This window comes from Actinoallomurus sp. NBC_01490 (genome assembly GCF_036227085.1).
Taxonomy (GTDB): domain Bacteria; phylum Actinomycetota; class Actinomycetes; order Streptosporangiales; family Streptosporangiaceae; genus Actinoallomurus; species Actinoallomurus oryzae.
The window spans coordinates 8,220,685-8,242,829 of record NZ_CP109433.1 but is presented as its reverse complement, the minus strand read 5'-3'; the positions used below and the strand labels follow the sequence as shown (position 1 = coordinate 8,242,829).

The window sequence follows — 22,145 nt, the reverse complement described above, 5'->3', positions numbered from 1 at the left end:
GGGGGGAGTTTAACCGATAGAACGTTCAGTATGCTCCGAGCCCGGCACCTGCGGGAAGGCGGCTGAGACGCGCCCTAGGTGACCGTGAGCACGATCTTGCCCTGGATGTGTCCTCGGGCGGCGCGTTCGTGCGCCGCTCGGGCATCCGCGAGCGCGAACGTGCTGTCGATCGCGACGCGGACCGTCCCCGCGTCGAGCAGGCGCCCCAGCTCAGCGAGCTGCGCGCCGTTCGAGCGGACCTGGGTGATCGAGACCGTGACGCCCAGTTTCGTGAGCTCTTCTTCGTCGAAGTCCCCGGGAAAGACGGGGAACTGGGAGCCGCCGGGTTTGAGCGTGCGCAGGAAGCGCCTGCTGTCGGGACCGCCGACGGTGTCGAGAACGAGGTCGACGTCGTGCACCAGCTCCTCGGGACGGCACTTGGTGTAGTCGAGGAACCGGTCGGCGCCGAGCTCGCGCAGGAACGACTCATGCGCGCCCGATGCCACCGTGATGACACGTGCGCCCTTCCACTTCGCCAGTTGCAGCGCGAAGTGCCCCACGCCGCCCGCGGCGCCGTTGACGAGCACCGTCGTGTCGGCGCCGAGTGCCGGCGGACGATGCCGTACCGCCTGGAAGGGCGAGGGGTGATCGTGTCCGAGTTCGATCAGGAACTGCCACGCGGTGAGCCCGGCCATGGGTGCCCCGGCGGCGTGCACGTGGTCGATGCCGACCGGCTTGCGTGCGAGGTCCGACGCGGGCGCGGCCACGTATTCGGCGTAGGCGCTGCCGTCGAAGCCGGGGAACCGCAGGAGACCGAAGACCTCATCGCCTACGGCGAAGCCGTCCACGTCCGCGGCGGCGGCCTCGACGACGCCCGACACGTCCGTTCCCGGAATCACCGGCAGGCGGACCGTCGATTCCGTCTCCCCGGGCATCCGGGTCAGCCCGCCGCGCAGATACCAGTCCGGAGGATTGACGCCGGCCGCGTGAACGCGAACGAGCACCTCGCCCGGCCCCGGTTCGGGGATCGGCACCTCGTCGTAACGCAGCACTTCAGGGCCGCCGTGCTCATGGAGCCGGACCGCCCTCATCGTGTGTGTCGGCATCGTTCTCTCCTGCCCACGCTGCGGGATACGCTTATTCGGATCAGCGATCCACGTAAGTGAACCACTGATCCGAATATATGGACCACTGATCCGTTAGTCAAAGGGACAGATGCGGGCCGACGCCAGGAAGAACCGCGACCACCTGCTCGCAGTAGCGGGCACCGCCATCACCGAGCAAGGCGTGGACGTGTCGCTGCGCGACATCGCGCGCAGAGCCGATGTCGGGCTCGCGACGCTGCTCCGGCACTTCCCGACGCGCGAGGCGCTGCTCGAGGCCCTGCTCCACACGAGCTTCGCCGAACTGACGGCGAAGGCGGGCGAGCTCGAGGCGTCGGGCTCACCCGACGACGCTCTCGTTTCGTGGCTGCGCGACTGCGTCGCGTGGACCACCGAGTACCGCGGCGTGACGGTGCTGATGGCGGCCGCCATCGAGGACACCGAATCCGCGCTCCACGCTTCGTGCGTCACCCTGCGCGAAGCCGGTGCGCGGCTCCTCACCCGTGCCCAGGCCGCCGGCCTGGCGCGGAGCGATATCGATGGCGCCGATTTCTTCGCGCTGATAGCCATGCTCGCCTGGCTCGGCGATCAGCCCGCGCTCGCGCCCCGCGCCGACCGCCTCTTCGAGGTCGTCGCGAGCGCGGTCCTGACGAGCGGGGGAAGCGGCCGTGCCGAGGGGGAACACCGCCCTCGGACCGGGAGCTGAAACGGCCGTACCCCGACCGGCGGACCCGGCCGCGCGCGCCGGGTGACCGTGCCATCCGATCGCTCCGCGCCGCCGACGAGGCTCGCTGGATGGATGTCGAGGCACACTAGCCGGGTTCGATCGCCAGGGCGTGGCCGAAGACGCCGCGTGGGTCCCAGCGGGCCTTTATCCGCTGGAGCCGGGGATAGTCGTCCTTGTAGTACAGCGTGTGCCACGGCACACCGGAGGTGTTCCAGGCCGGGTCGGCCAGGTCGGTGTCGGGATAGTTGATGTAGGAGCCGTCGCTGACCTCGCCGGGCACAGGCACACCTCCGGTGTCGGCGTACACGTCGCGGTAGAGGCCGCGCACCCAGGCCAGGTTGGCCGCGTCCTCGCTCTCGTCCATCCAGATCGTCTGGTAGACCGCCTTCATCACCACGTCCCGCTGGGCGACCGCGGTGGCGCCCGGCGGCACCGCGCGGATCTGCCCGCCGTAGCCGATGAGCAGCATGCCGGCACTCGGTCCGCCGGTGGAGTCCGTCAGGTGGTGATGGATGGCGGCCAGCTGGGCGTGGGTGAACGACCGGCGCAGGTACCCGGCCTTGATCTTGTAACGGCGGCTGATCACGTCGCCGGGCTCACCGGTGCCGGGCCACGTCGTCGCGTGCAGCCAGGGCATCGTCCGCCGGGCGTTCAGCGTCGGCTTCGTGCCGGCGGTGATCTCGGAGACGAAGTCGGTCACCAGGCGGTCCGCGTGCGGGATGTCCGCGTCGACCTGCACGACCATCGAGAAGCTTCCGGCGCTGCGGTGCGCCGGCATGAGGAGGGCGTACAGGCCGGCGTACGGGGAGCCGGGCGCGCTGTTTCGTTCGTGCCAGGTACCGAAGGCGCGCAGCAGCCCGGTGAACGTCCGCTCGGTCATCCCGTCCCACGACCAGGTGACCAGGCACTCCAGCATTTTCCGCGGCGCGGCCGGCAGCAGCCGGGACGGGTCGTCGCCGGTGGCCTTGGGCGAGCGCAGCCAGTAGCGGGTGACCACGCCGAAGTTGCCACCGCCACCGCCCGTGTGCGCCCACCACAGGTCACGGTTCGGGTCGTCGGCCTCACACGTGGCGACCACCGCGCGGGCGGCACCGTCCCGATCGGCCACCACGACCTCCACGCCGTACAGGTGGTCCACGACCGAGCCGTACCGGCGGGACAGCGGCCCGTACCCGCCGCCGGCGAAGTGGCCGCCCGCGCCCACCTCCGGGCAGCCGCCGGCGGGAATCGTCACGCCCCAGCCCGTGAACAGCGTCCGGTACACGTGCCCGAGAGTGGCCCCGGGCTGTACGGCGAACGCCCGGCGCCGGGCGTCGTAGCCGACCGCGTTCATCGGTGACAGGTCCAGCAGCGTCCGCACGGCCGGGTCCGCGGTGAAGTTCTCGAAGCAGTGCCCGCCGCTGCGCGGCGCGATCCGTCGCCCTGCTCGTACCGCCTCCGACACCGCGCGCACGACCTGATCGGTGGAGCCGGCCACGTGGATCTCGTCGGGCCGGCCCACGAAACGGAAGTTGTTGCCCCGCAGCAGGCCGTCGTACCGTGCGTCACCCGGCCGGATCGTCACCGGCTCGAACAACGGCTTCTCCGGCACCGCCGCCCCGGAGGAGCGCGTGCCCATGACTCCGGCGGCCACGACGGAGCCCGCGCCGGCCAGCAGGGCACGACGCCGCACCCCTTCGTTCATCATCGGAACACCCCTTCCGTCCGTCCGGACACCAGCGTCTCGGCCTGGGGCCGGACGCGCACCAACCGTTCTTCCGAGCCCGCGGATGAACCACCGATCAACCAGATGGCCGATTCGTGTCCACCGACCGCCGGACACGAATCGGAACCGGCCGCCGACCGGGCCCAACCATCGTCGGCGCGGCCGGCGAGGCCGTGTCGTACTGCGTGGAGCGATGGGCCGATGAGGACGCCGCCGCGGTCGGAGACCGGGAACTTGCGGCCAAGGTGATCGGCTGGCTTCACGCTCACCGTCGAAACCCCGCCATACCTCACCGCTGGCAGGGATTGCGGCGGGTCGCCGCCCTGCCGGCCCCGGTGCGCGGCGTCCGTGGCCGTCTGACCGCGCTCGTGCTGGTCTCGCGCCTGACTTCTCGGCCGCCGGTGCGGAGGACGCGCAGGGGGCGGGACGGCGGGAGATGTCAAGCGGTGTGAGCGGCGCCCGCGGCAAGTCTGTTCATCGGACGGCGGCGGCCGGGGAGCAGCGTGACCGCGATCACGACGAGGACATATCCGACTCGCAGTAACCCGAGAACATGCAGGGAAATCGGTGCGATGTGCGCCACGAGGCGTGCGACGTGCAACATCAGCAGACCGCCCGTCGTCAGCCAGGGCCATCGCCGATCGGAGACGACCAGGTCATACGCTACGGCGCCGAGCAGGATTCCGGCCGTGTAGTAGGAGTACACCTCCGGGTCGAGCAGGACCCGCGCGGCCGTAGCGAGCACGATGACCGCGGGCCATCGACCCCGAATCACCGTGAGCCCACCGAGCAGGCAGCCGAGTGCCAACTGGGCCGGCCGGTCCCATGAAGGAGTACGCGGGTAGGTGAAGCCGAGCGCGCGCAGGCCCGACGACGTCGCCGTCGGGATGGTGAAGCTCGCTGCGGTCAGCGTGTGCCCGTCATAGAGCAGGAACGGGAGCCAGGCCACCGCCAGGCCGGCCGCACAGGCAGCCGCCGCGCGCCATCGGTCCGGGCGCGCGACCGCGAGCAGGAGGGGGGCGAAGGCCGCGGCCCACGGCTTGGCGTCGGCGGAGGCCGCGACCAGCAGGCCGGCGGCGACCGGATGGCTGGATCTGACCGCGTGAAGGGCCGCGACGGCGAACAGCAGCGCTAGGACGTCATCCAGGTGGCCGGCGTGCGTGACCAATTCGGCCCAAACCGGAAGGAAGAGCAGTCCGGTGGTGAGCAGCCGTGATGGCTGCCGCGTACGCGCCGGGACCAGGTGCCACAGAGCGTACAGGACAAGCGGCCCGGTGAGACTCATCGTGATGAGCGCCAGGAGGCGGCCAGGCATGGCTCCGAGTAGCCGCAGCGGTGTGGCGACCAGGAAGGCGATCGGCCCGATCTGTAGTTCGGGATGGGTGGCGTACAGGCGGAGGCCCTCGCCTCGATCGTCGCCGAACAGCAGCCGGCTGCCCTGGGCGAAATAGTGCCACGAGCCGCCGCCGCCCGGCAGGCGCAGCCCGGTCCACATCGCCGCCCAGCTCCACAGACACCACCACACGGCTCGGGACCGCCGGTCCTGCTCCGGGCTCGTCTCGCGGGCCGGCGGAGAGGGTCTGTCGTGTACGGCCTCCCGTTCGATCATCGCGCCATGCCGTAGCAGTTGCCTGATGACCTGCGCATTCGTCCTGCTCCTCCCTCGTGTGGGCCAACGTAGGGAGAGCCGGGTAAGCGGCTGGAAAGACAACGGCAAGCGACTGGCTTACTCGCCCGAATCCTCAGTGGGAGTAGTGACGTCGGAGGTCATGGGTCACCGGGTCCAGCCGCAGGTCCGCCGACCGTACGCTCACGTCGCTGCCGGCCCCGCGCAGGGCGGCCCGCAGCCGGGCCACCAGTCGGGCAGGCTCACGTCCAGGACGGCGGTGTCCGCCCTACCATGTGGGGATGGCGCGGCTGCTCATCGTGGAGGACGACGAGACGATCGGGAACATGCTCGAGTCCCGTCTTCGTATGCATGACCACGAGGTGGTGTGGCAACGCACCGGCAGGGGAGCGGTACGCGAGGCGACCGTCAGGGACGTCGATCTGGTGCTGCTGGATCTCGGCCTGCCCGATCTGGACGGCATCGAGGTGTGCGGGCGGATCCGCCGGGTCCAGCCGGAGTGTGTGCTGGTGATGCTCACCGCCCGGCAGGAGGAGATGGACGTCATCATGGGGCTGGATGCGGGCGCCGACGACTATCTCACCAAGCCGTTCAGCCTCGCGGAGGTGCTGGCCCGCATCCGGGCGCACCTGCGTCGTGGTGCCCCGTCCGGCTCGGCGCGCCAGGAGCTCCGGATCGGTGACCTGCTGGTGGACGCCGGGGCTCGCCGGTGTTTCATCGGTGAGCGCGAGGTCGCCTTGCGGGCGAAGGAGTTCGACCTGTTGCGTCGTCTCGCCGTGGACGCCGACAAGGCGGTCAGCCGTGAGGATCTGATGGCCGACGTGTGGGACGAGAACTGGTTCGGGTCGACCAAGACGCTCGACGTCCATATCGCGGCGGTACGCGCGAAGCTGACCGAGGCGGCCGCCGGTGAAACGGCGACCATGCCGAGGATCGTCACGCTTCGCGGTCACGGCTATCGTCTGGACGGCCCGCGCCGCTGAGTCGCCCGTTCGCCGGCGTCTCACCCCTCTCGCAGAACGCTGATGGCGGGCCACCGCAGCGAGTCGCTGACCAGCGTCCATGGGTCGACGTTGTCCGCTCCCGCCGGGCCGGACAGGGTGAGGACGACCTCCCGGCCGGCGTGCCAGAAGTCGTAGCGTTCGACAATGCTCGGAAGGGAGGCCGTATGCGCAGGCGGATCGTCATGCTCACCGTGCTGTCGGCCGTCCTGGCCATCAGCCTGTTCGGCATTCCGCTGGCCGCCGGAGTCGCCCACTACTACATGGCCGATGAGCGAAGCGAGCTGACCCGTTTCGCCACCGAGGCGACCGTGACCGTTTCCGCGGCGCAGCTGAGCGGGCGAGACCCCACCGAGCTGCCCAGCACCGAACCGGGTGTTCAACTGGCCGTCTACGACCACGCCGGGCGGCGGATCGGGGGCCGCGGACCGGCGGTGGCCGACGCCGCCGTGCGCGGCGCTCTGCACGGCGTCCCCGCCAACGGGCAGGACGGATCCGACCTCGTCGTCACCGTGCCGGTCGCGAACAACGAGCACGTCACCGGCGCGATACGCGCGGCCGCCGGCAAGATGTTCGTCTATCGGCGGGTCGCCAGGAACTGGCTCCTGATGCTGGCCGTCGCCTGCGCGGCCGTCCTCATCACCGGGCTGCTCGCACGCCGGCAGGCCCGGCGTCTCGCCCGGCCGCTGGAGGAGATGTCGGCCATGGCCGAACGGCTCGGCGACGGTGACTTCAGCGTGCGCGCCCGGCCCAGCGGCATACCGGAGATCGATTCCACCGGCGCCAGCCTCTCGACCACGGCCGAACGTCTCGGCGACCTTCTCGCCCGCGAGCGCGCCTTCTCCGCGGACGCCTCACACCAGTTGCGCACGCCACTGACCGGCCTGCGGCTCCAGCTGGAGAGCCTGCTCGATGCTCCGGGCAACACGCGGGTGGAAGAGATCAGCCAGGCCATGGCCGAAGCCGACCGGCTCCAGCGGACCATCGACGACCTCCTCGCCCTGGCCCGTGACGTACCCCGCCACAAAGAGCCGCTCGACCTGGACGGCCTCCTCGAGGAGGCACGAAAGACCTGGCATGCCGACCTGGCGGGAAAGGGGCGCCCTCTGCGCGTCCGGATCGCTCCCGACCTGCCCACCACGGACGCGTCCACCGCCGCCGCCCGCCAGATCCTCCACGTGCTCATCGAAAACGCGATCCGCCACGGCGCCGGCACGGTGACGGTCGACGTCCGGGATGCCGGCGACGCACTGGCCATCGACGTCAGCGACCAGGGGCCGGGCATCGACAGCCCACCCGATGACCTGTTCCGCCGCCGTACGGTGACCGCCGGGCACGGCATCGGCCTGGCCATGGCCCGTCGCCTCGCCGAGGCCGAAGGCGGACGTCTGCGGCTGGCTCGCCCGTCGCCGCCGACATTCACACTCCTGCTCCCCGGCGCGTGAGGCGTCCCACAGAAAGTACTATCGCAGTAGTTGATCAGGTTCGAGCGCCGGCGCCGGGTCGCTGCCGTACGCCGCCGAAGGCGACGTGGCCGTCCGGCCGTGGCGGCTGTGCCATGACGGCCGTACGGCGGCTGGGATTGGGGGCTGGTGTGAGGGAACACTCCTCACGGTCCACCGATACCGATGACGCGCGAGGCGGGGAGTCCCTCGGCGGGTCAACCGCCAAGGTGGTCCTGGGCATCGTCACCGCCGTGGCCGTCGTCGTGTTGGGCGCCCTGCACCGAACCGCCGTCGATGCCGGAGGAGACAGCCTGGCCGGGGTCGACGGGGAGTGGCTGGTGCTCGCCGCCCTCGCCGCGGTGGCGATGTGGCTGGCAGGAGCGGCGTCGCTGCTCGGCACGATTCCGGTGTGCCCCCCGCTCCGGCGGATGCTCGCGGTTCAGTTCGCCGCGTCTTTCGCCAATCATCTGCTGCCGGCCGGCTCGGGGGCCATGGCGGTCAACGTGCGCTTCTTGCGGCGGCAGGGCGTCAGCCGTGGCGCCGCCGTGGGTGCGGTGGGACTGAATTCTCTGGCGACCGGGATCACCCATCTCCTACTGCTCGTGGGCACGGTCGCGATCGCCCCGTCGACGCTGGTGCGGGTGGGAGTTCGTCTGCCGCAGCCGGATGCGCGGCTGATCGCCGGACCGCTGCTGTCGTACGGGCCGGTTGTGTTGTCGCTGCTCGGTGCGCTCGGGGCGGCGGTGGCACTGCGGGCGCCGAGACGATGGCTGGTCCGCCGCATGGCACGACTGGTATCGGCGGCGGCGCACCTGATGCGAGAGATGCACGAGCTCAAGACCGTCCTAAGGCACCCCGGCCGGGCCGTGGCTCTGTGGCTGGGCTCGCTGGCGCTGCCGTTCTTGCACGCGCTCATCTTGTACTCGATGCTGCGCGGGCTGTATGTGTCCATCGGTGTCGGGACCGTTCTGGTCATCTACCTGGGCATGTCTTCGCTGACGTCGGTCATCCCGTCGCCGGGCGCCATCGGGGCGCTGGACGTGGCGCTGGCCGCGGGCCTGGCCGCCGCGGGCGCTTCCTCGGCGGTGGCCGTCGGGGCGGTGCTCGGCTATCGCATGATCACGGTCTGGCTGCCGTTGCCGCCCGCCGCCTGCACCTTCGCCATCCTTTGGCGCCGCCGGATCATCTGACCGTGATCAGTCGAAAAGCCGTCACCAGCCTCGCGAGGTGCCGGCCGAACTCGCACGCGCATGGCGGGGTGCCCTCCTCGCCGCCGTTTTCGCGGGTTGCCGACGTTTGAGGTCGGTGGGCGATCTGCGGTTTGCCTCCAGGTAACCCACGCACTACTACGTTCGCGGTAGTACTACCGCAATAGTGACAATCCCCCTCGAATACGGGGCGATGAGGGTGAGCCTGTTGGTTTCAGAACCCGATGTGACGATCATCGTCATCGTCTACAACGATGCGGGCCGCCTGGCCCGCGCGGTCCGATCGGCGCTGGACCAGTCGCTGGCCGGAGTCGAGATCGTCATTGTCGACGACGCCAGCACCGACGCGACCCCACGGGTGGCGGAGCGGCTGGCCGCGGCCCGGCCCGACCGCGTGCGGGTGGTCACCCTGCCGGAGAACTCCGGCGGTTGCGGCCGGCCACGCAACGTCGGAATGGACCACGCGAACGGCCGGTACATGATGTTCCTCGACAGCGACGACACGCTCGACCCGCATGCGTGCCGGAACCTCGTCACCGCGGCCGAGGAGACCGGCGCCGATCTGGTCTCCGGACGCTGCGTCCGCGTGCAGCCGGAACGCGAGCAGAACTGGTACCCGTCTCTGTACCGAGAGTCACGAGTCCTCACGAGCATCTCCGACGAACCCGACCTGCTGTACGACACCCTCTCGACCAACAAGTGCTATCGGCACGAGTTCCTCGATCGTGAGGACCTGCGCTTCGTCGACCGGCTCCACTACGAGGATCTGCTGTTCAGTGCGCAGGCCTATGCCGGCGCACGGAAGATCGCGATCATCCCGCACCGGGTCTACAACTGGATCGTCGTGCCGCGTGGCGAGACCATTTCGATCACGCACCGCCGGGCCGAGCTGCGCAACTTCGCCGACCGGCTGGAGATACACCGGCGCATAGACGCGACCTTCCGGCTTCGCGGCGCCAGGGAGCTCATCAAGCACAAGAACGTCAAGTTCCTCAATCATGACCTACTGCTCTACCTCCGCGAGTTGCGCGGCCGCGACCGGGAGTATCGTCGAGCCTTCCTCGACCTGGCCCAGGCGTATCTCGAGACGATGGACACCGCCGTCTTCGAGGAGTGCAACCCGATGATGGGCATCGCCGCCTATCTGATCGTGCAGGGCGATCTGGGTGCGGCGATGGCGGCGGCCGACCACGTGCCGAGGAAGGGCGGCGCGCCGACGCTGTCGATCAGACCGGTCGAGCACGACGGGCGGATCTACTGGTCCGGCGCCTACCTCAGTACGGAGGCGGGCCGTCGGATTCTCGACGTCACCGATCTCGGTATCCACTCCGTACCGTTCGGCACGCTCACCCTCGGCGGCCGGCTGACCGAGGCACGGCAGGCAGGTAGCGAACTGCTCCTCACCGGCGACTTCGTCAACCCGCTGGACCGGATCGATGCCACCACGCAGCTCACCGGGAAACTGGAGATTCGAGATCGCCGCAGGAAAGGGCGTGCCTTCCGGGTCCCGGTGACGCTGTGGCGTGACGGCGAGCGGATCGGCTGGCGGGCCGCCTTCACGCCCGCCCGCGCCGTACGGCCGATCGGGCTCGTGGACCAGACCTGGGGACTCTGGCTGCGGGTGGACGCCGGTGATGACACGGTCAGTGTCCGCGTCACCTCTCCGCGGACCGCCCACGAGGACGTCGCGGTGCCGGTACGGCCACGGCTGACCCGGGCCGTCGGCGACCACCTGGAGGCGTACGTCGCCGACTCCGGTGAACTGGCGTTCCGTATCGTCGGTCGCCGCTTTCCCGCCCGGACCGTCCTGCCCCTGCTGCGCGGACTGGCCCGTACGGACCTGGGCGTCAGGGCATGGCGAGTCCTGGTCCACGCCGAGAAGAGGGTGGTCAAGTGGCTGACCGGCCGCGCCACGAAGATCGCGGTTTTCAACCGGGTCCTGGTGCGGCTTCCGGTCAAGAAGGGCACTGTCGTGTTCGAGAGCCACCTCGGCGCCCAGTACTCCGACAACCCGAAGTACATTTACCGGGAATTGCGCGAGCGCGGCACACCGTACCGGGCGATCTGGTCCTACAGCACGAGCAAGCAGGGCTTCCCGGCCGAGGCGACACTGGTCCGGCGAGGCTCGTGGGCGTACTTCCACGCGCTGGCCCGGGCCGAGTACTGGGTCGACAACCAGGGCTTCCCGGCCGGACTCACCAAACGTCGCCAGACCACGTACATCCAGACCTGGCATGGCTCGGCGTACAAACGGATGGGCTTCGACGAGCCCTCGGTCAAGCAGAGCACCTGGGCCGAGCACGTACGCCGGCGGTCGATGGCCGGCCGGTTCGACGGTTTCCTCGTACGGTCCGAGCATGACGTCCGGACGCTGGCGACGGGGCTCGGCGTGACGGCGCCCGCGATACGGGCCGGATACCCGCGCAACGATCCGCTGGTGAACGGCGGCGCCCCGGAGGAGACGGCCGCGCTGCGGGAGAGCCTGGGGCTCGCGGGCGACACCCGTACCGTCGTGCTGTACGCCCCGACGTTCCGCGCCGACGAGAACGACCGGCCGGCCTCGCGCTTCGCGCCGCCGTTCGACCTCGAACGCTTCGCCCGTGAGTTCGGGGAATCCCACGTGCTTCTCGTCCGCGCGCACTACCTGAGCACGGCGGTGGTTCCTCCCGGGCTGCGCGGCACCGTCATCGACGTGGGCGGCGTGCACGACGTCACGCCGCTGCTGCTGCTCGCCGACGCCCTGGTCACCGACTACTCCTCGGTCATGTTCGACTACGCGCTCCGTGACCGCCCGATGATCTTTTACACTCCCGACCTCGATGAATACGTCCTTCGGCGGGGCACGTACTTCGACCTCGCCGAGCACGCGCCCGGGCCGGTGATCCGCGACGAGGACGGGCTGTTCGCCGCCCTCGTCGATCTCGACCGCGTCCATCGGGACCACGCCGAGCGGCGGCGCCGGTTCGTCGAGCGGTTCGGCGAATACGACACCGGTACCGCCGCCAAGGCCATCGTCGAGCGCTTCTTCTCCGGAGGCCCCCGTGGCTGAGGCCCGCGACATCTTCATCGTGTGCAACAACGTGGAGGAGCTCGGCGGCCTGCAGCGCTGGGCCCACCACATCGCCCGCCTCTTCGCCGAGCGGGGGCATCGCGTCCATCTCGTGGGCGTCACCCATGCGGACCGGGCTCACGACTATGGCGACAATCCGCCGTACGCCGTCACCGTGCTGCACGAGCGCCGGCCCGGGCCACGCCGCGGGACCGCGTCCCGGCTCGCGCATCGGGCCGCGGTCCGCCGCGGTGCCGCGCGGCTGAGCGCGCTGTTCCGCACCGCCGCACCGGGCGGCATCGTGATCGCCGCGCAGGTCTGGGCCATGGAGTGGGTCACCCGTGCCGACACCGCGGGAATGCCGGTGATCGGCATGAGTCATGAGTCGTACGCCGCGACCCGGCAGTCCTCGCGTTACCGGCGGGTCAAACGTTACTTCGCGCGGGCCGACCGGCTGCTCGCGCTCACGCAGGCCGACGCCGACGCCTGGGCCTTCGACGACATGTCGAACGCCGCCGCCATGCCCAACCCACTCCACGTCGAACCGGCGTCGATCTCCCCGCGTACCGCTCCGGTGGTCGTACGGCTCGGGCGGCTGTCGTTCGAGAAGGGGCAGGACATGCTGCTCGAGGCATGGTCGGAGATCGCCGTTCGCCACCCCTCGTGGCGGCTGCGCCTGTACGGGTCGGGTCCGGAGGAGGACGCGCTGCGGCGACGGGCGGCCGAACTCGGCGTCGCAGCGTGCGTGGAGTTCCCCGGTCCGACCTCCGACCTGGAAGGCGCGCTGACCGGAGCATCGATCTTCGCGCTGTCCTCCCGGGAGGAGGGCTTCCCGATGTCGATCATCGAGGCGATGGCGTACGGGCTGCCGACCGTCGCCTTCGACTGCGCGCCGGGCGTACGGGAACTGCTCACCGACGGGCAAGACGGTCTGGTGGCGACACCGGGGAACGTGACCGCGTTCGCCACCGCGCTGGAGCGCCTGATGGACGATGCGCACCTGCGCGACGCGTTCGGGGAGGCGGCCCGCGTCTCGGTCCGCAGATACGCCCCGGACATCGTCCTCGATCGCTGGGAACGGACGTTCACGCTCGTGACCGAACGCGCCGGCCGGACCATCTAAGGGAAGGTCAGGCCACGTCCTGCGCCCGGCGCCGTCGGACGAAAACGCCTACCGCGACAAGGGCGATGACGGCGACGACGCCGGCGACGACGTACGTCGGCCCGTGAAAGGCGTCGGCGATACGCTGCCGGTTCCGGCCGACCGCGTAGCCCGCGACACTCGCTGAGGTCCGGACAGGGACCGGAGCAGCCCTTTGGAGACGACGATGAGCTGACGGCGGCCAGGAACCGCATAGGCATGCATGGCGTCGTCGTCGACGATCGCAAGATCGCCGAGCGGCGACAGGGCGGCTGCCGCGATCGCGGTTCGTCGTGTGCCGGCTACGACCCGCGCGATGTGGATGCAGGCTCGGCCGAGGAGGACGACGGCAAGCGTGCCGGCCGCCATGCCGGCTGCGACTGGGATCGGGACTGAGGCGTGCAGAACCCTGGCGGACCAGTGATCGGCCCGATCATGACTTTCGCCGGCTACGGGCCTGAGCGCTGTCCGCCGGGCTCTGATCGTCAGCCGAACCCCGCGTGAGCAGGCTGAGCAGAATCTGCTCCGCTTCTTCATCGAGACCATCGACGAAGCGCGAGAGCACACTGGCTCGATCGACGCCGGCCTGAAGCAGCTTCTGCATCTGGTGTGCGGTAATGCTCGCCGAGGCCCCGTCCGGACCGCCGACCAGTTCGTAAGCGTAGGAACGGCCGTGTGGCTTCCGGGACAACGCGCGCTTTGAGTACAGACGCGTCAAGGTGGTCATGACCGTCGTGTAGGCCAGATCGCCACCGAGCTCGGCCTGGACCTCCGCAGGCGTCAGCGGCCGGTCGGCGGCCGCAAGACAGGCCACGACCTCGCTCTCAAGGCTCCCGCTCGGTCGTGGGTTGGGTCGGCCAGCCATCCCCTCTCCCAGCCCTGGTGTCGTCTGGTGCAGCGCATACCCACTGGAGGCCGAACTGCCCAGTGGCCATTGTGGCAGCGCCCGGTGGTCGCTGCCACGGTCCTCAGGTGCGTACGGCGCCCGGCCCACGCCACCGGGATGGTCACCAGTCCCCACCGCCTCGGCGAGCGTGCGAGGAACTGCTGCCGGGCCGGCGGGTCCAGCGCGGCCACCCGCTCGTCCAGCGGCAGCGGACGCGGCTTCTCGGCCCGGGTGATGCCCGTTGGTTCATGGCGGCCGCAGTAGTCCGGTCTGGTAGGCCAGTACGACGGCCTGGACGCGGTCGCGGAGGCCGAGTTTGGGGAGGATGCGGCTGACGTGTGTCTTCACGGTCGCCTCGGACAGCCCGAGTTCGGTGGCGATCTCGGCGTTGGAGAGCCCCTTGGCCATCTCGATCAGCACCTCGCGTTCCCGGTCGGTGAGCCGATCGAGACGCGGGTCGTCGGCCGAGCCGGGCCGTGCGGGGTTCCGGCGGGTGAACGTCTCGATGAGCACCCGGGTGAGCCGGGGTGCGACGACGCCGTCGCCGGCGGCGACCGTACGGATGCCCGCGATCAGTTCGGCGGGCTGGGCGTTCTTGAGCAGGAAACCGGCGGCACCGGCGTGGAGGGCGGCGAACGCGTACTCGTCGAGGTCGAACGTCGTGAGGATGAGGACGCGCGAGCCGGCGTGGTCGCGGGTGATCCGCTCGGTGGCCTCGAGGCCGTCCATGCCCGGCATCCGTACGTCCATGAGCACCACGTCGGGGCCGATCGCGGCGACCTGCGCGAGGGCCTCGGCGCCGTCGCCGGCCTCACCGACGACGGCGATGTCGGGCTGGGTCTCCAGCACCAGCCGGAAGCCCATGCGCAGCAACGGCTGGTCGTCGACGAGGAGAACATTGATCACCGGGTGCTCCTCGGCTGGGACGGTTCGAAGCGCGCGTGGACCCGCCAGCCGCCGTCGGGCAGCGGACCGGCCTGCAACCGGCCGCCGTACACCGCGACGCGTTCGCGCATCCCGGCGATGCCGTGGCCGGTGCGCCGCCCCGCCGGAACGCCAACGGCCGGTCGCCCGTCATCGGTGATCTCGACCTCCACCTGCGCCGCGGTGTACTCGAGCCGTACCCGGGCGCTGGTGCCCGGCGGGGTGTGCTTCCGGACGTTGGTGAGCGCCTCCTGGACGAGGCGGTAGATGGTGAGTTCGGCCCCGGAGGCCATGGCGGGCGGCTGCCCGGTGACCACGAACTCCACCGGGAGCCCAGCGGAGCGGACCTCGGTGAGCAACGCGTCGAGCTGGCCCAGCCCCGGCTGCGGGCGCCGTGGACCGGCGGAGGGCGGGGCGTCCTGGCGGAGTACGTCCAGGACGCGCTGCATCTCCGCGATGGCCTGACGTCCGATCTCCGACGACTTGGACACGGCGTCGGCGGCCCGCTCCGGTGAGACCGGAAGGGCGTACGCGGCGCCGTCGGTGAGGGCGACCATGACCGACAGGCTGTGGGTGACGATGTCGTGGACGTCGCGGGCGATTCGCGCGCGCTCCTCGGCGGCGACGATCTGCGCCTGCTGGTCGCGCTCCTTCTCAAGGCGGGCGGCGCGGTCCTCCAGCGACGCCAGATAGGCGCGGCGGGTGCGCATGTTCAGCCCGATGACGGCCGCGGCCGTGGTCATCCCGGACAACAGGACGAAGACCTTCTCCAGGTGACCCGGCGGGGCCCACTGAACGGTGGCCATCGCGACGCCGAGTTCCACGATGCCCGCCGCGACGAGCAGCCGCCGCAGCGTCGAGTGGGCCGCGACCGAGTACAGCGCGATGAGCACGGCGACGTCTCCGGTCGACAGGAGTACTCCGCCGAGCCACTGGGCGAACGCCAGCGCCGCGACCACGCTGAAGGCCGTGAACGGCGTACGTCGCCGCCAGATCAGCGGCACGAGCAGCGAGATTTGCAGTGCCCAGCCGAGAAGAGGCTGCTTCGGCGGCTCCCGGAACAGGTGGGGTACCCCGGACAGGAGCACGACGAGCGCGAACGCGCTGTCGACGGCGGCGGGATGCCGTCCGGCGAGCGCGCGCAGGCGAAGGCCCCAGCGCGCGACGAGCGCGCCGGGGCCGGCCTCGGGCGAAGAACCGATCATCGATCGTCAGGCGTCCCTGCGCTTGAGCAGGTACGCGGCCACCGCCATCGCGATCACGGTGTACAGGACGAACACGCCGAAGCCTGTCCAGGGACCGAGTGAGCCCGGGTCGGGGGTGTTGGTGAGCAGGTCGCCGCCGGCGTTGCTCGGCAGGTACGGCGTGATGTGCCTGCCCCAGGAGGTGAGGCTGAGCACCTCGCCGAGGACCGGGAGCACCAGCAGGATGCCGAACAGCGCCGCGATGGCCCCGGCGGTGCTGCGGATGATGGCGCCGAGCGCGGTGCCCAGCAGCCCGACGACCGTGAGGTAGAGGCCGACGCCGGTGACGATCCGCAGCGCCTGCGGGGACGACAGCGTCGCCTGGACGTGGTGCGTGGACAGGATGGCCTGGCCGCCGAGGAAGGTCACGAACGACACGATCTCCATCAGGACCAGCACCACCACCGCGAACACCGCGGCCTTGGCCCACAGCACGGGCAGCCTGGCCGGGACCGCGCCCAGCGTGGCGCGGATCATCCCGGTGGAGTACTCGCCGGTGATCACCATGACGCCGAGCACGCCCACGGCGAGCTGGGCGATGACGTACGGTCGCAGCGGGACGGTCACCGCGATGGTCGTGGCGTGCTCGATGGGGTGGCGGTGATCGCCGAGCCGGCTGGCGAAGCCCCAGCTGAAGAGCATGCCGAGGCCCATGGTCGCGACGATCGCGGCGAACAGCGACCAGAAGGTGGAGCGCAGGGTCCTGAGTTTGATCCACTCGGAGTTCAGGACGCGCAGCTGGGTGACCCTGCCGGTCCGGAAGGGGGCGGTGGCGGTGGTCATGCCGCGGACCTTTCCGCGGTACGGGCGGGGGCCCGGTATTCGACGGACTCGCCGGTCAGCTCCATGAACGCCTCTTCCAGTGAGGCCTGCTGCGGCGCCAGTTCGAACAGCGTCACGCCGTTGTCCCCGGCGATCGTGCCGATCTGATCACTGGTCAGCCCGCTGACGAGCAGAGTGCCCTCCGCGATGTCCGCCACCGTGACGTCCGGGCCCGCCAGCAGGTCGCGCAGCCGCCCGGCCTGGGGAGAGCGGACCTTGACCCGGCCGGCGGAGGCGCGCTCGATGAACTCGGTGACGGAGGTGTCGGCGATCAGTTTCCCCGGCCGATGACGATGAGGTGCTCGGCGGTCAGGGCCATCTCGCTCATCAGGTGGGAGGAGACGAAGACGGCGCGTCCTTCGGCGGCCAGGTCCTTGAGCAGGTTACGGATCCACAGGATGCCCTCCGGGTCCAGGCCGTTGACCGGTTCGTCGAGGATCAGCGTCTTGGGATCGCCCAGCAACGCCGACGCGATCCCAAGACGCTGGCCCATGCCGAGAGAGAAGCCGCCGACGCGCTTGCGGGCGACGTCGCGCAGGCCGACCAGATCGATGACCTCATCGACCCGGCCCTGTGGAATGCCGGTGGTCGCGGCGAGCGCGAGCAGGTGGTTGTAGGCGGTCCGGCCCGTGTGGATGGCCTTGGCCTCCAGCAGGGCGCCGACCTCGTGCAGGGGCGCCGCGTGGTCGCCGTACGGCCGGCCGTTGACGGTCACCGAACCGGAGGTCGGCCGGTCCAGGCCGAGGATCATACGCATCGTCGTGGACTTGCCGGCCCCGTTCGGGCCCAGGAACCCGGTGACGACCCCGGGTTTGACGGTGAACGACAGGTCGTTCACCGCTGTCTTGTCGCCGTAGCGTTTGGTCAGGCCCTTGGCCTCGATCATGATCGATCCCTTGGAAGATTCCGGGGCGTGCTCAGGGAGAACGCTAGGGCGTCGCCTCGGGCACAGTCGTCGCCCGCCCGGACGATTCCGGCAGGTGGCGAAGGTACACCGGCCGATGTAGGAGTACATCGCGGGATGGACGGGGCCGCGCCGGGAGAGCCGCCGCAGGCTCGGTGACGACACGGCGACAACTCCGGCTGTGGGCCTGTACCGTCACGCCGCCTGAAGTCCGGTACGGCCTTCCTGAAGGTGTGCCCAGCCCATCAGGCCGAACAGCACGGCGAGGAGAACGGCGGACGAGCCGGCGGTGCCGAGGTCCAGTCCGGGTTTCTTCGTTGGCTCCGCGTCAGCCGGCTTTCGGGGTGGCGCGGGCGATGAGGGCGTCGAGGTCCAGACCCGGGGGGAGGGTGCCGAAGGCGGTTCCCCAGTCGCGGCCCAGGCGGGAGGCGCAGAAGGCGTCCGCGACGGCCGGGTGGCCGTGCCTGACCAGCAGGGATCCCTGCAGGACCAGCGCGAGCCGTTCGACGATCCGGCGGGCGCGCAGCTCGATCGTGGCCGCGTCCGTCAGGGCGTCCTTCACCTGCGCCACGGCCGTGTCCAGGCGTGCGTCGGCACCCGCCGCGGCCTCGACCTCCTCGAAGAACGCCTCCACGGTCTCCGGCTGACGCATCATGGCCCTGAGGGCGTCCAGGGCGGCGACGTTTCCCGACCCCTCCCAGATGGAGTTCAACGGAGACTCGCGGAACAACCGGGGCATGCCCGACTCCTCGACGTAACCGTTGCCGCCCAGGCACTCCAGGGCCTCGGCGCTGTGTGCGGGCCAGCGCTTGGACACCCAGTACTTGCTCACCGCCAGGCCCAGGCGCTTGAAGGCCGTCTCGCCGCGGTCGGTCGCGCCGGCCAGGCGCAGCATCAGCACCGTCGCGGCCTCGGACTCGACGGCCAGGTCGGCCACGACGTTGCGCATCAGGGGCTGGTCGATCAGGGTGGCGCCGAACGCCTGCCGGTGCGCGACGTGGTGCGCCGCCTGGACCAGGCCCTGGCGCATGCCGGCGGCGGCACCGATGACGCAGTCGAGCCGCGTCATGTTCACCATCTCGATGATGGTGCGGACGCCCCGGCCCTCCTCGCCGACGCGCCAGGCGACGGCGCGTTCGTACTCCACCTCGGCCGAGGCGTTCGAGTGGTTGCCGAGCTTGTCCTTCAGGCGCTGCAGGCGCATGGGGTTGAGCGTGCCGTCGGGCAGCACGCGCGGCAGCAGGAAGCAGGTCAGGCCCTCCGGTGCCTGGGCCAGCACGAGGAAGACGTCGCACATCGGCGCGCTGGTGAACCACTTGTGCCCGGTCAGCAGGTACGTCCCGTCGGCCTGCGGGACCGCGCGGGTCGTGTTGGCGCGGACGTCCGAGCCGCCCTGCTTCTCCGTCATCGACATCCCGGCGAGGATGCCGGCCTTGGTCAGCGGGGGGCGGAGGCCGAAGTCGTACGTGCCGGAGGTCAGCAGCGGTTCGTACTCGCGGGCGAGCTCGGGCTCCTGGCGCAGCGCGGGCACCGCGGCGTACGTCATCGAGATCGGGCAGCCGTGCCCGGCGTCGACGCGCCACACGTAGAACTTGGCGGCGCGGGCCACGTGCGCACCGGCACGCTCGGTCCACGCGCGGGCGTGCAGCCCGTGCCCGACCGCGACCTTCATCAGCTCGTGCCAGGCGGGGTGGAACTCCACCTCGTCGACGCGGTGGCCGTACCGGTCGTGGGTGCGCAGCACCGGGCGGTACTCATTGGCGAGCCGCCCCCACTCCTGCGCCTCCTCCGAGCCGGCCAGCCGGCCGAGCTCGTGGATCTCCTCGGTCGCCCAGCCGCCGCCCTCGCGGAACAGCCCGTCCAGCAGCGCCGGGTCGTCGGCCACGTCGTAGCCGGTCAGCGGGGGGACCTGGTTGAACACGTCATGCGTCGTCATGGGACCGCTCCGATGCTGCGCTGGGCGAAGGTGATGAGGTGAGCCGTGTCGCCGGTGACCTCGGGCACCCGCGCGGTGCCGGCGGCGGCGCCCGCCGCCAGCGGGGCGACGAGGGCCTCGCCGATCGCCCCGACGAGCGCCGCGGCGCTGATCTGGACGTCCTGGTCGGGCAGCTCGCCCGCGGCGATGCCCCGGGTGATGAGCGTCGCGATCGCGTCCGCGTACGCGCGCCGGAACACCAGCCGCTCGGCGTCGACGGCCGGGTCGGCCGGCTCGGCGAGCAGCGCGTAGGCCATCCGCGGGGCCCGCAGCGCGCGGCCCGCGAAGGTCTCGATCACCGCGGCGACCGCCTCGGCGGCGGTGCCCTCCAGGGTCGCCGCTCGCGCGACGGCGTCCACCTCGCGCCGGGACGCCGTGCGGAACACCTCCGCGACCAGGTCGGCCTTTGCCGGGAAGTGGCGGTAGACGCTGCCGGTGGCGACACCCGCCCGGCGCGCCACGGCGGCCACCGAGCATCCCGCGTAGCCGTGCTCGGCGACGATCGCGAGCGCGGCGGACAGGATGCGCTCCCGCGAGGCGCTCAGGCGCGCCTCGACGCGGGGCGTGCGGCGGTACGGCACACAAGAATTGAACCGCAGTTCACTTCTTCGACGCAACCGTGGAAATAGGTTCGGGGCCCCTCGGGCAGGAGGGGCCCCGAACGCCCCCAGGGGGGATGGGGGCGGGAAAGGGCTACTTCTCGGAGACTCCGGTCGCCATGTCGTAACCGGTGCCCGAGTGGCGGTAGACGGGGCCGTCGCCCAGCTGCAGCACCTGGAACTTGATCGGGATCGAGTTGGACCGGGTGCCGGTGAAGTACTGCATCATCTCCTCGGACAGGTCGATGATGGCCGGCGGGTTGTGCTGGGCGACCGCCCATTCGGCCGGGCCGAAGTCCTCGACCACGCCGACGGCGCTCTTCTTGCCGACGGTGATCTTCACCTTGGTGCCGAGCGGCCAGTACGGGCTGGCGATCGTGTGGAACGACATCGGCTTGCCCGACGCGGTCTCCGCGTCCCAGAACGACGTGCCGGTGGAGACGCCGCCCGGCATGGCGGCCTTCTTGTCGGCCTTCTCAGTGGGGGCCTGCCGGGGCAGCTTGACCGCGTGGCCCTCCGAGCCGGGACCCAGCAGGCCCGAGTCCTCCTGCGTCACCTGCACGCTGCTCGTACGGGCGGCCGGGGACGAGTCGGCGGAGTGGGTGAGCGCGACGGACAGGCCGGCGCCGGCCACGACGACGCCGGTCGCCACCGAGGCGATCGTCTTGGTGGAGAATCGATCCAGGGAATGCTTGGCGAATTCGAACATGGGGGGATGGCCTCTCAGCACAGGGGAGTCGGAGACGACGTGCAGGGCGGGCCGCCCCGGCCGGCGCGCGGCCGGGGCGGGGAGAGGGCTCAGGCGTCGCTGGAGCCGTACTCGGGGTAGCCGTAGCCGACGACCGACGACTTGTCGCGCGTGCGGATCTTTACGGCGTTGTCGGTGTTGCCCTCGATGGTCTGGATGGTGCCGTCGTGGTTGTCCTTGATGACCATGCCGACGTGGTCGATGTCGTCGATCGACTTGCTCCCGCTCCAGGAGAAGAAGACCACGGCGCCGGGCGTCGCGTCCTCACCCCAGCGGCCCTGGTCCTTGAACCACTGGGCGTGGGTACGGGTGAAGGCGTCCGCGCCCATTCCCTTCACGCCCAGCTTGGCGCCGATCCAGGACACGAACATGTCGCACCAGTTCGCGTTGGCGTAGTCGGAGACCTTGCCGCCGTCGCGCTGGACGCCGCGCTCGGCCCACGGAGAGGAGACGAACCACTGCTGGAACTTGGTGCCGCCACCGGAGGAGTCCTCGGTGACGCCCACCTGGGACTCGGCGAGTTTCAGCGCGTCGCTCGCGCTGGGCAGCACCTGGCGCTTCTCGGTGTTGACGTTGCCGGCCTTCTTGTCGGCCAGGGCCAGCGTGTCCGGCTTCTTGGGGGACGCGGCGTCGTGGGGCACGGTCGCCACTGCTCCGGCCGAGACCGCGTCGACCTTCTGGGAGGATCCGGCCGGGGCCGCCGCGATCAGGCTGATCGCGGTCGCGCCGACGGCGGTGACGGCGGCGAGGGAACCGCCGAGTCTGGTGTTACGCAGCAGACGGCATGACTTCTTGTGTCGACCTGACACGTTCGAGCACTCCTTTGCTTCCATGCCGCTTACCGGGTTAGCTGACGGGTTCGGGCGTGGAAGCTGCCCTACGGCGCAAAGGGGATGCGCCGATTCACCCCAGTGGTGCGGTGGGTCCCCGGTTCCGCGAAGTGCGGATTCAGCGGGAGCCGTCTGAGGGGACGGCTCGAAGAACAGGGGGATGGCGGGCCGTGTGTACGGCCACTTCTCTCAGGTCTAGGGGATCTTGTCGTCCATTCGTCCGGTGCA

At 70.5% G+C, this 22,145-nt stretch carries 20 protein-coding genes and 1 riboswitch; of the genes, 7 read left to right on the top strand and 13 right to left on the bottom strand.

Annotated elements, in window-relative coordinates:
- Positions 1 to 74: 74 nt before the first annotated feature.
- Positions 75 to 1,085 carry an NADP-dependent oxidoreductase gene (locus OG417_RS38015; protein WP_329239608.1) on the bottom strand — a complete coding sequence of 337 codons (1,011 nt, stop codon included), beginning with the start codon at positions 1,083 to 1,085 and terminating at the stop codon, positions 75 to 77.
- Positions 1,086 to 1,194: 109 nt separating this feature from the next.
- Between OG417_RS38015 and OG417_RS38010 the strand changes: the two genes are divergently transcribed.
- Positions 1,195 to 1,788 (top strand): TetR/AcrR family transcriptional regulator, encoded by a 594-nt coding sequence (locus tag OG417_RS38010; RefSeq protein WP_329239605.1) that lies wholly within the window; start codon positions 1,195 to 1,197, stop codon positions 1,786 to 1,788.
- A 106-nt stretch (positions 1,789 to 1,894) separates the two neighbouring features.
- On the opposite strand, the gene OG417_RS38005 is transcribed toward OG417_RS38010, so the two are convergent.
- Entirely contained in the window at positions 1,895 to 3,496 is a 1,602-nt protein-coding gene (locus tag OG417_RS38005) for an FAD-binding oxidoreductase (protein WP_329239601.1), read from the bottom strand.
- Positions 3,497 to 3,953: 457 nt separating this feature from the next.
- Positions 3,954 to 5,123, bottom strand: a complete 1,170-nt coding sequence (locus OG417_RS38000) for a hypothetical protein (protein WP_329239597.1) — start codon at positions 5,121 to 5,123, stop codon at positions 3,954 to 3,956.
- A 299-nt stretch (positions 5,124 to 5,422) separates the two neighbouring features.
- Between OG417_RS38000 and OG417_RS37995 the strand changes: the two genes are divergently transcribed.
- The 6 genes from OG417_RS37995 to OG417_RS37970 all read left to right on the top strand — a co-directional run bounded on the left by OG417_RS37995 (position 5,423) and on the right by OG417_RS37970 (position 13,381).
- Complete coding sequence (locus OG417_RS37995; protein ID WP_329239593.1) at positions 5,423 to 6,124, top strand: response regulator transcription factor; 702 nt, start codon at positions 5,423 to 5,425, stop codon at positions 6,122 to 6,124.
- Between the two features lie 185 nt (positions 6,125 to 6,309).
- Positions 6,310 to 7,587 (top strand): HAMP domain-containing sensor histidine kinase, encoded by a 1,278-nt coding sequence (locus OG417_RS37990; RefSeq protein WP_329239590.1) that lies wholly within the window; start codon positions 6,310 to 6,312, stop codon positions 7,585 to 7,587.
- Positions 7,588 to 7,700: 113 nt separating this feature from the next.
- Complete coding sequence (locus tag OG417_RS37985) at positions 7,701 to 8,777, top strand: lysylphosphatidylglycerol synthase transmembrane domain-containing protein (RefSeq protein ID WP_329239587.1); 1,077 nt, start codon at positions 7,701 to 7,703, stop codon at positions 8,775 to 8,777.
- Between the two features lie 244 nt (positions 8,778 to 9,021).
- Entirely contained in the window at positions 9,022 to 11,844 is a 2,823-nt protein-coding gene (locus tag OG417_RS37980) for a bifunctional glycosyltransferase/CDP-glycerol:glycerophosphate glycerophosphotransferase (RefSeq protein ID WP_329239584.1), read from the top strand.
- Positions 11,837 to 12,967: a glycosyltransferase gene (locus tag OG417_RS37975; protein WP_329239581.1), complete on the top strand. Its 1,131-nt coding sequence runs from the start codon at positions 11,837 to 11,839 to the stop codon at positions 12,965 to 12,967. The genes OG417_RS37980 and OG417_RS37975 overlap by 8 nt, the downstream gene beginning before the upstream one ends.
- 237 nt (positions 12,968 to 13,204) lie before the next feature.
- Complete coding sequence (locus tag OG417_RS37970; protein ID WP_329239579.1) at positions 13,205 to 13,381, top strand: hypothetical protein; 177 nt, start codon at positions 13,205 to 13,207, stop codon at positions 13,379 to 13,381.
- Between the two features lie 37 nt (positions 13,382 to 13,418).
- Here OG417_RS37970 and OG417_RS37965 read toward each other — a convergent pair whose 3' ends face one another.
- From OG417_RS37965 to OG417_RS37925, 10 genes are all read right to left on the bottom strand, one after another.
- The gene (locus OG417_RS37965) at positions 13,419 to 13,850 is read right to left on the bottom strand and encodes a BlaI/MecI/CopY family transcriptional regulator (protein ID WP_329239576.1); all 432 of its coding nucleotides are present in this window, start codon (positions 13,848 to 13,850) and stop codon (positions 13,419 to 13,421) included.
- A gap of 267 nt (positions 13,851 to 14,117) precedes the next feature.
- Complete coding sequence (locus OG417_RS37960; protein WP_329239573.1) at positions 14,118 to 14,777, bottom strand: response regulator transcription factor; 660 nt, start codon at positions 14,775 to 14,777, stop codon at positions 14,118 to 14,120.
- Entirely contained in the window at positions 14,774 to 16,000 is a 1,227-nt protein-coding gene (locus OG417_RS37955) for a sensor histidine kinase (protein ID WP_329239570.1), read from the bottom strand. Before OG417_RS37955 ends, OG417_RS37960 begins: the two co-directional genes overlap by 4 nt.
- Positions 16,001 to 16,006: 6 nt before the next feature.
- Entirely contained in the window at positions 16,007 to 16,822 is an 816-nt protein-coding gene (locus OG417_RS37950) for an ABC transporter permease subunit (RefSeq protein WP_329239567.1), read from the bottom strand.
- Positions 16,819 to 17,019, bottom strand: coding sequence for a hypothetical protein (locus tag OG417_RS54570; protein ID WP_442875600.1), 201 nt, complete (start codon positions 17,017 to 17,019; stop codon positions 16,819 to 16,821). The genes OG417_RS37950 and OG417_RS54570 overlap by 4 nt, the downstream gene beginning before the upstream one ends.
- A gap of 113 nt (positions 17,020 to 17,132) precedes the next feature.
- Positions 17,133 to 17,747, bottom strand: coding sequence for an ATP-binding cassette domain-containing protein (locus OG417_RS37945; protein ID WP_442875599.1), 615 nt, complete (start codon positions 17,745 to 17,747; stop codon positions 17,133 to 17,135).
- A 346-nt stretch (positions 17,748 to 18,093) separates the two neighbouring features.
- On the bottom strand, positions 18,094 to 19,701 hold the full coding sequence (locus OG417_RS37940) for an acyl-CoA dehydrogenase family protein (RefSeq protein ID WP_329239565.1): 1,608 nt from the start codon (positions 19,699 to 19,701) through the stop codon (positions 18,094 to 18,096).
- Positions 19,698 to 20,321 carry a TetR/AcrR family transcriptional regulator gene (locus OG417_RS37935; protein ID WP_329239562.1) on the bottom strand — a complete coding sequence of 208 codons (624 nt, stop codon included), beginning with the start codon at positions 20,319 to 20,321 and terminating at the stop codon, positions 19,698 to 19,700. Before OG417_RS37935 ends, OG417_RS37940 begins: the two co-directional genes overlap by 4 nt.
- A gap of 112 nt (positions 20,322 to 20,433) precedes the next feature.
- The gene (locus OG417_RS37930) at positions 20,434 to 21,048 is read right to left on the bottom strand and encodes a hypothetical protein (protein ID WP_329239560.1); all 615 of its coding nucleotides are present in this window, start codon (positions 21,046 to 21,048) and stop codon (positions 20,434 to 20,436) included.
- A gap of 89 nt (positions 21,049 to 21,137) precedes the next feature.
- Complete coding sequence (locus tag OG417_RS37925; protein WP_329239557.1) at positions 21,138 to 21,896, bottom strand: CHAP domain-containing protein; 759 nt, start codon at positions 21,894 to 21,896, stop codon at positions 21,138 to 21,140.
- Positions 21,897 to 21,907: 11 nt separating this feature from the next.
- Positions 21,908 to 22,051, bottom strand: a riboswitch (cyclic di-AMP (ydaO/yuaA leader).
- Between the last annotated feature and the right edge of the window lie 94 nt (positions 22,052 to 22,145).

Coding starts and splice junctions, on each gene's coding strand:
- OG417_RS38015 (WP_329239608.1), bottom strand. CDS start 1,085: ATGCCGACACACACGATGAGGGCGGTCCGGCTCCATGAGCACGGCGGC.
- OG417_RS38010 (WP_329239605.1), top strand. CDS start 1,195: ATGCGGGCCGACGCCAGGAAGAACCGCGACCACCTGCTCGCAGTAGCG.
- OG417_RS38005 (WP_329239601.1), bottom strand. CDS start 3,496: ATGATGAACGAAGGGGTGCGGCGTCGTGCCCTGCTGGCCGGCGCGGGC.
- OG417_RS38000 (WP_329239597.1), bottom strand. CDS start 5,123: ATGATCGAACGGGAGGCCGTACACGACAGACCCTCTCCGCCGGCCCGC.
- OG417_RS37995 (WP_329239593.1), top strand. CDS start 5,423: ATGGCGCGGCTGCTCATCGTGGAGGACGACGAGACGATCGGGAACATG.
- OG417_RS37990 (WP_329239590.1), top strand. CDS start 6,310: ATGCGCAGGCGGATCGTCATGCTCACCGTGCTGTCGGCCGTCCTGGCC.
- OG417_RS37985 (WP_329239587.1), top strand. CDS start 7,701: ATGACGGCCGTACGGCGGCTGGGATTGGGGGCTGGTGTGAGGGAACAC.
- OG417_RS37970 (WP_329239579.1), top strand. CDS start 13,205: ATGCATGGCGTCGTCGTCGACGATCGCAAGATCGCCGAGCGGCGACAG.
- OG417_RS37965 (WP_329239576.1), bottom strand. CDS start 13,850: ATGGCTGGCCGACCCAACCCACGACCGAGCGGGAGCCTTGAGAGCGAG.
- OG417_RS37955 (WP_329239570.1), bottom strand. CDS start 16,000: ATGATCGGTTCTTCGCCCGAGGCCGGCCCCGGCGCGCTCGTCGCGCGC.
- OG417_RS37950 (WP_329239567.1), bottom strand. CDS start 16,822: ATGACCACCGCCACCGCCCCCTTCCGGACCGGCAGGGTCACCCAGCTG.
- OG417_RS37945 (WP_442875599.1), bottom strand. CDS start 17,747: ATGATCGAGGCCAAGGGCCTGACCAAACGCTACGGCGACAAGACAGCG.
- OG417_RS37940 (WP_329239565.1), bottom strand. CDS start 19,701: ATGACGACGCATGACGTGTTCAACCAGGTCCCCCCGCTGACCGGCTAC.
- OG417_RS37930 (WP_329239560.1), bottom strand. CDS start 21,048: ATGTTCGAATTCGCCAAGCATTCCCTGGATCGATTCTCCACCAAGACG.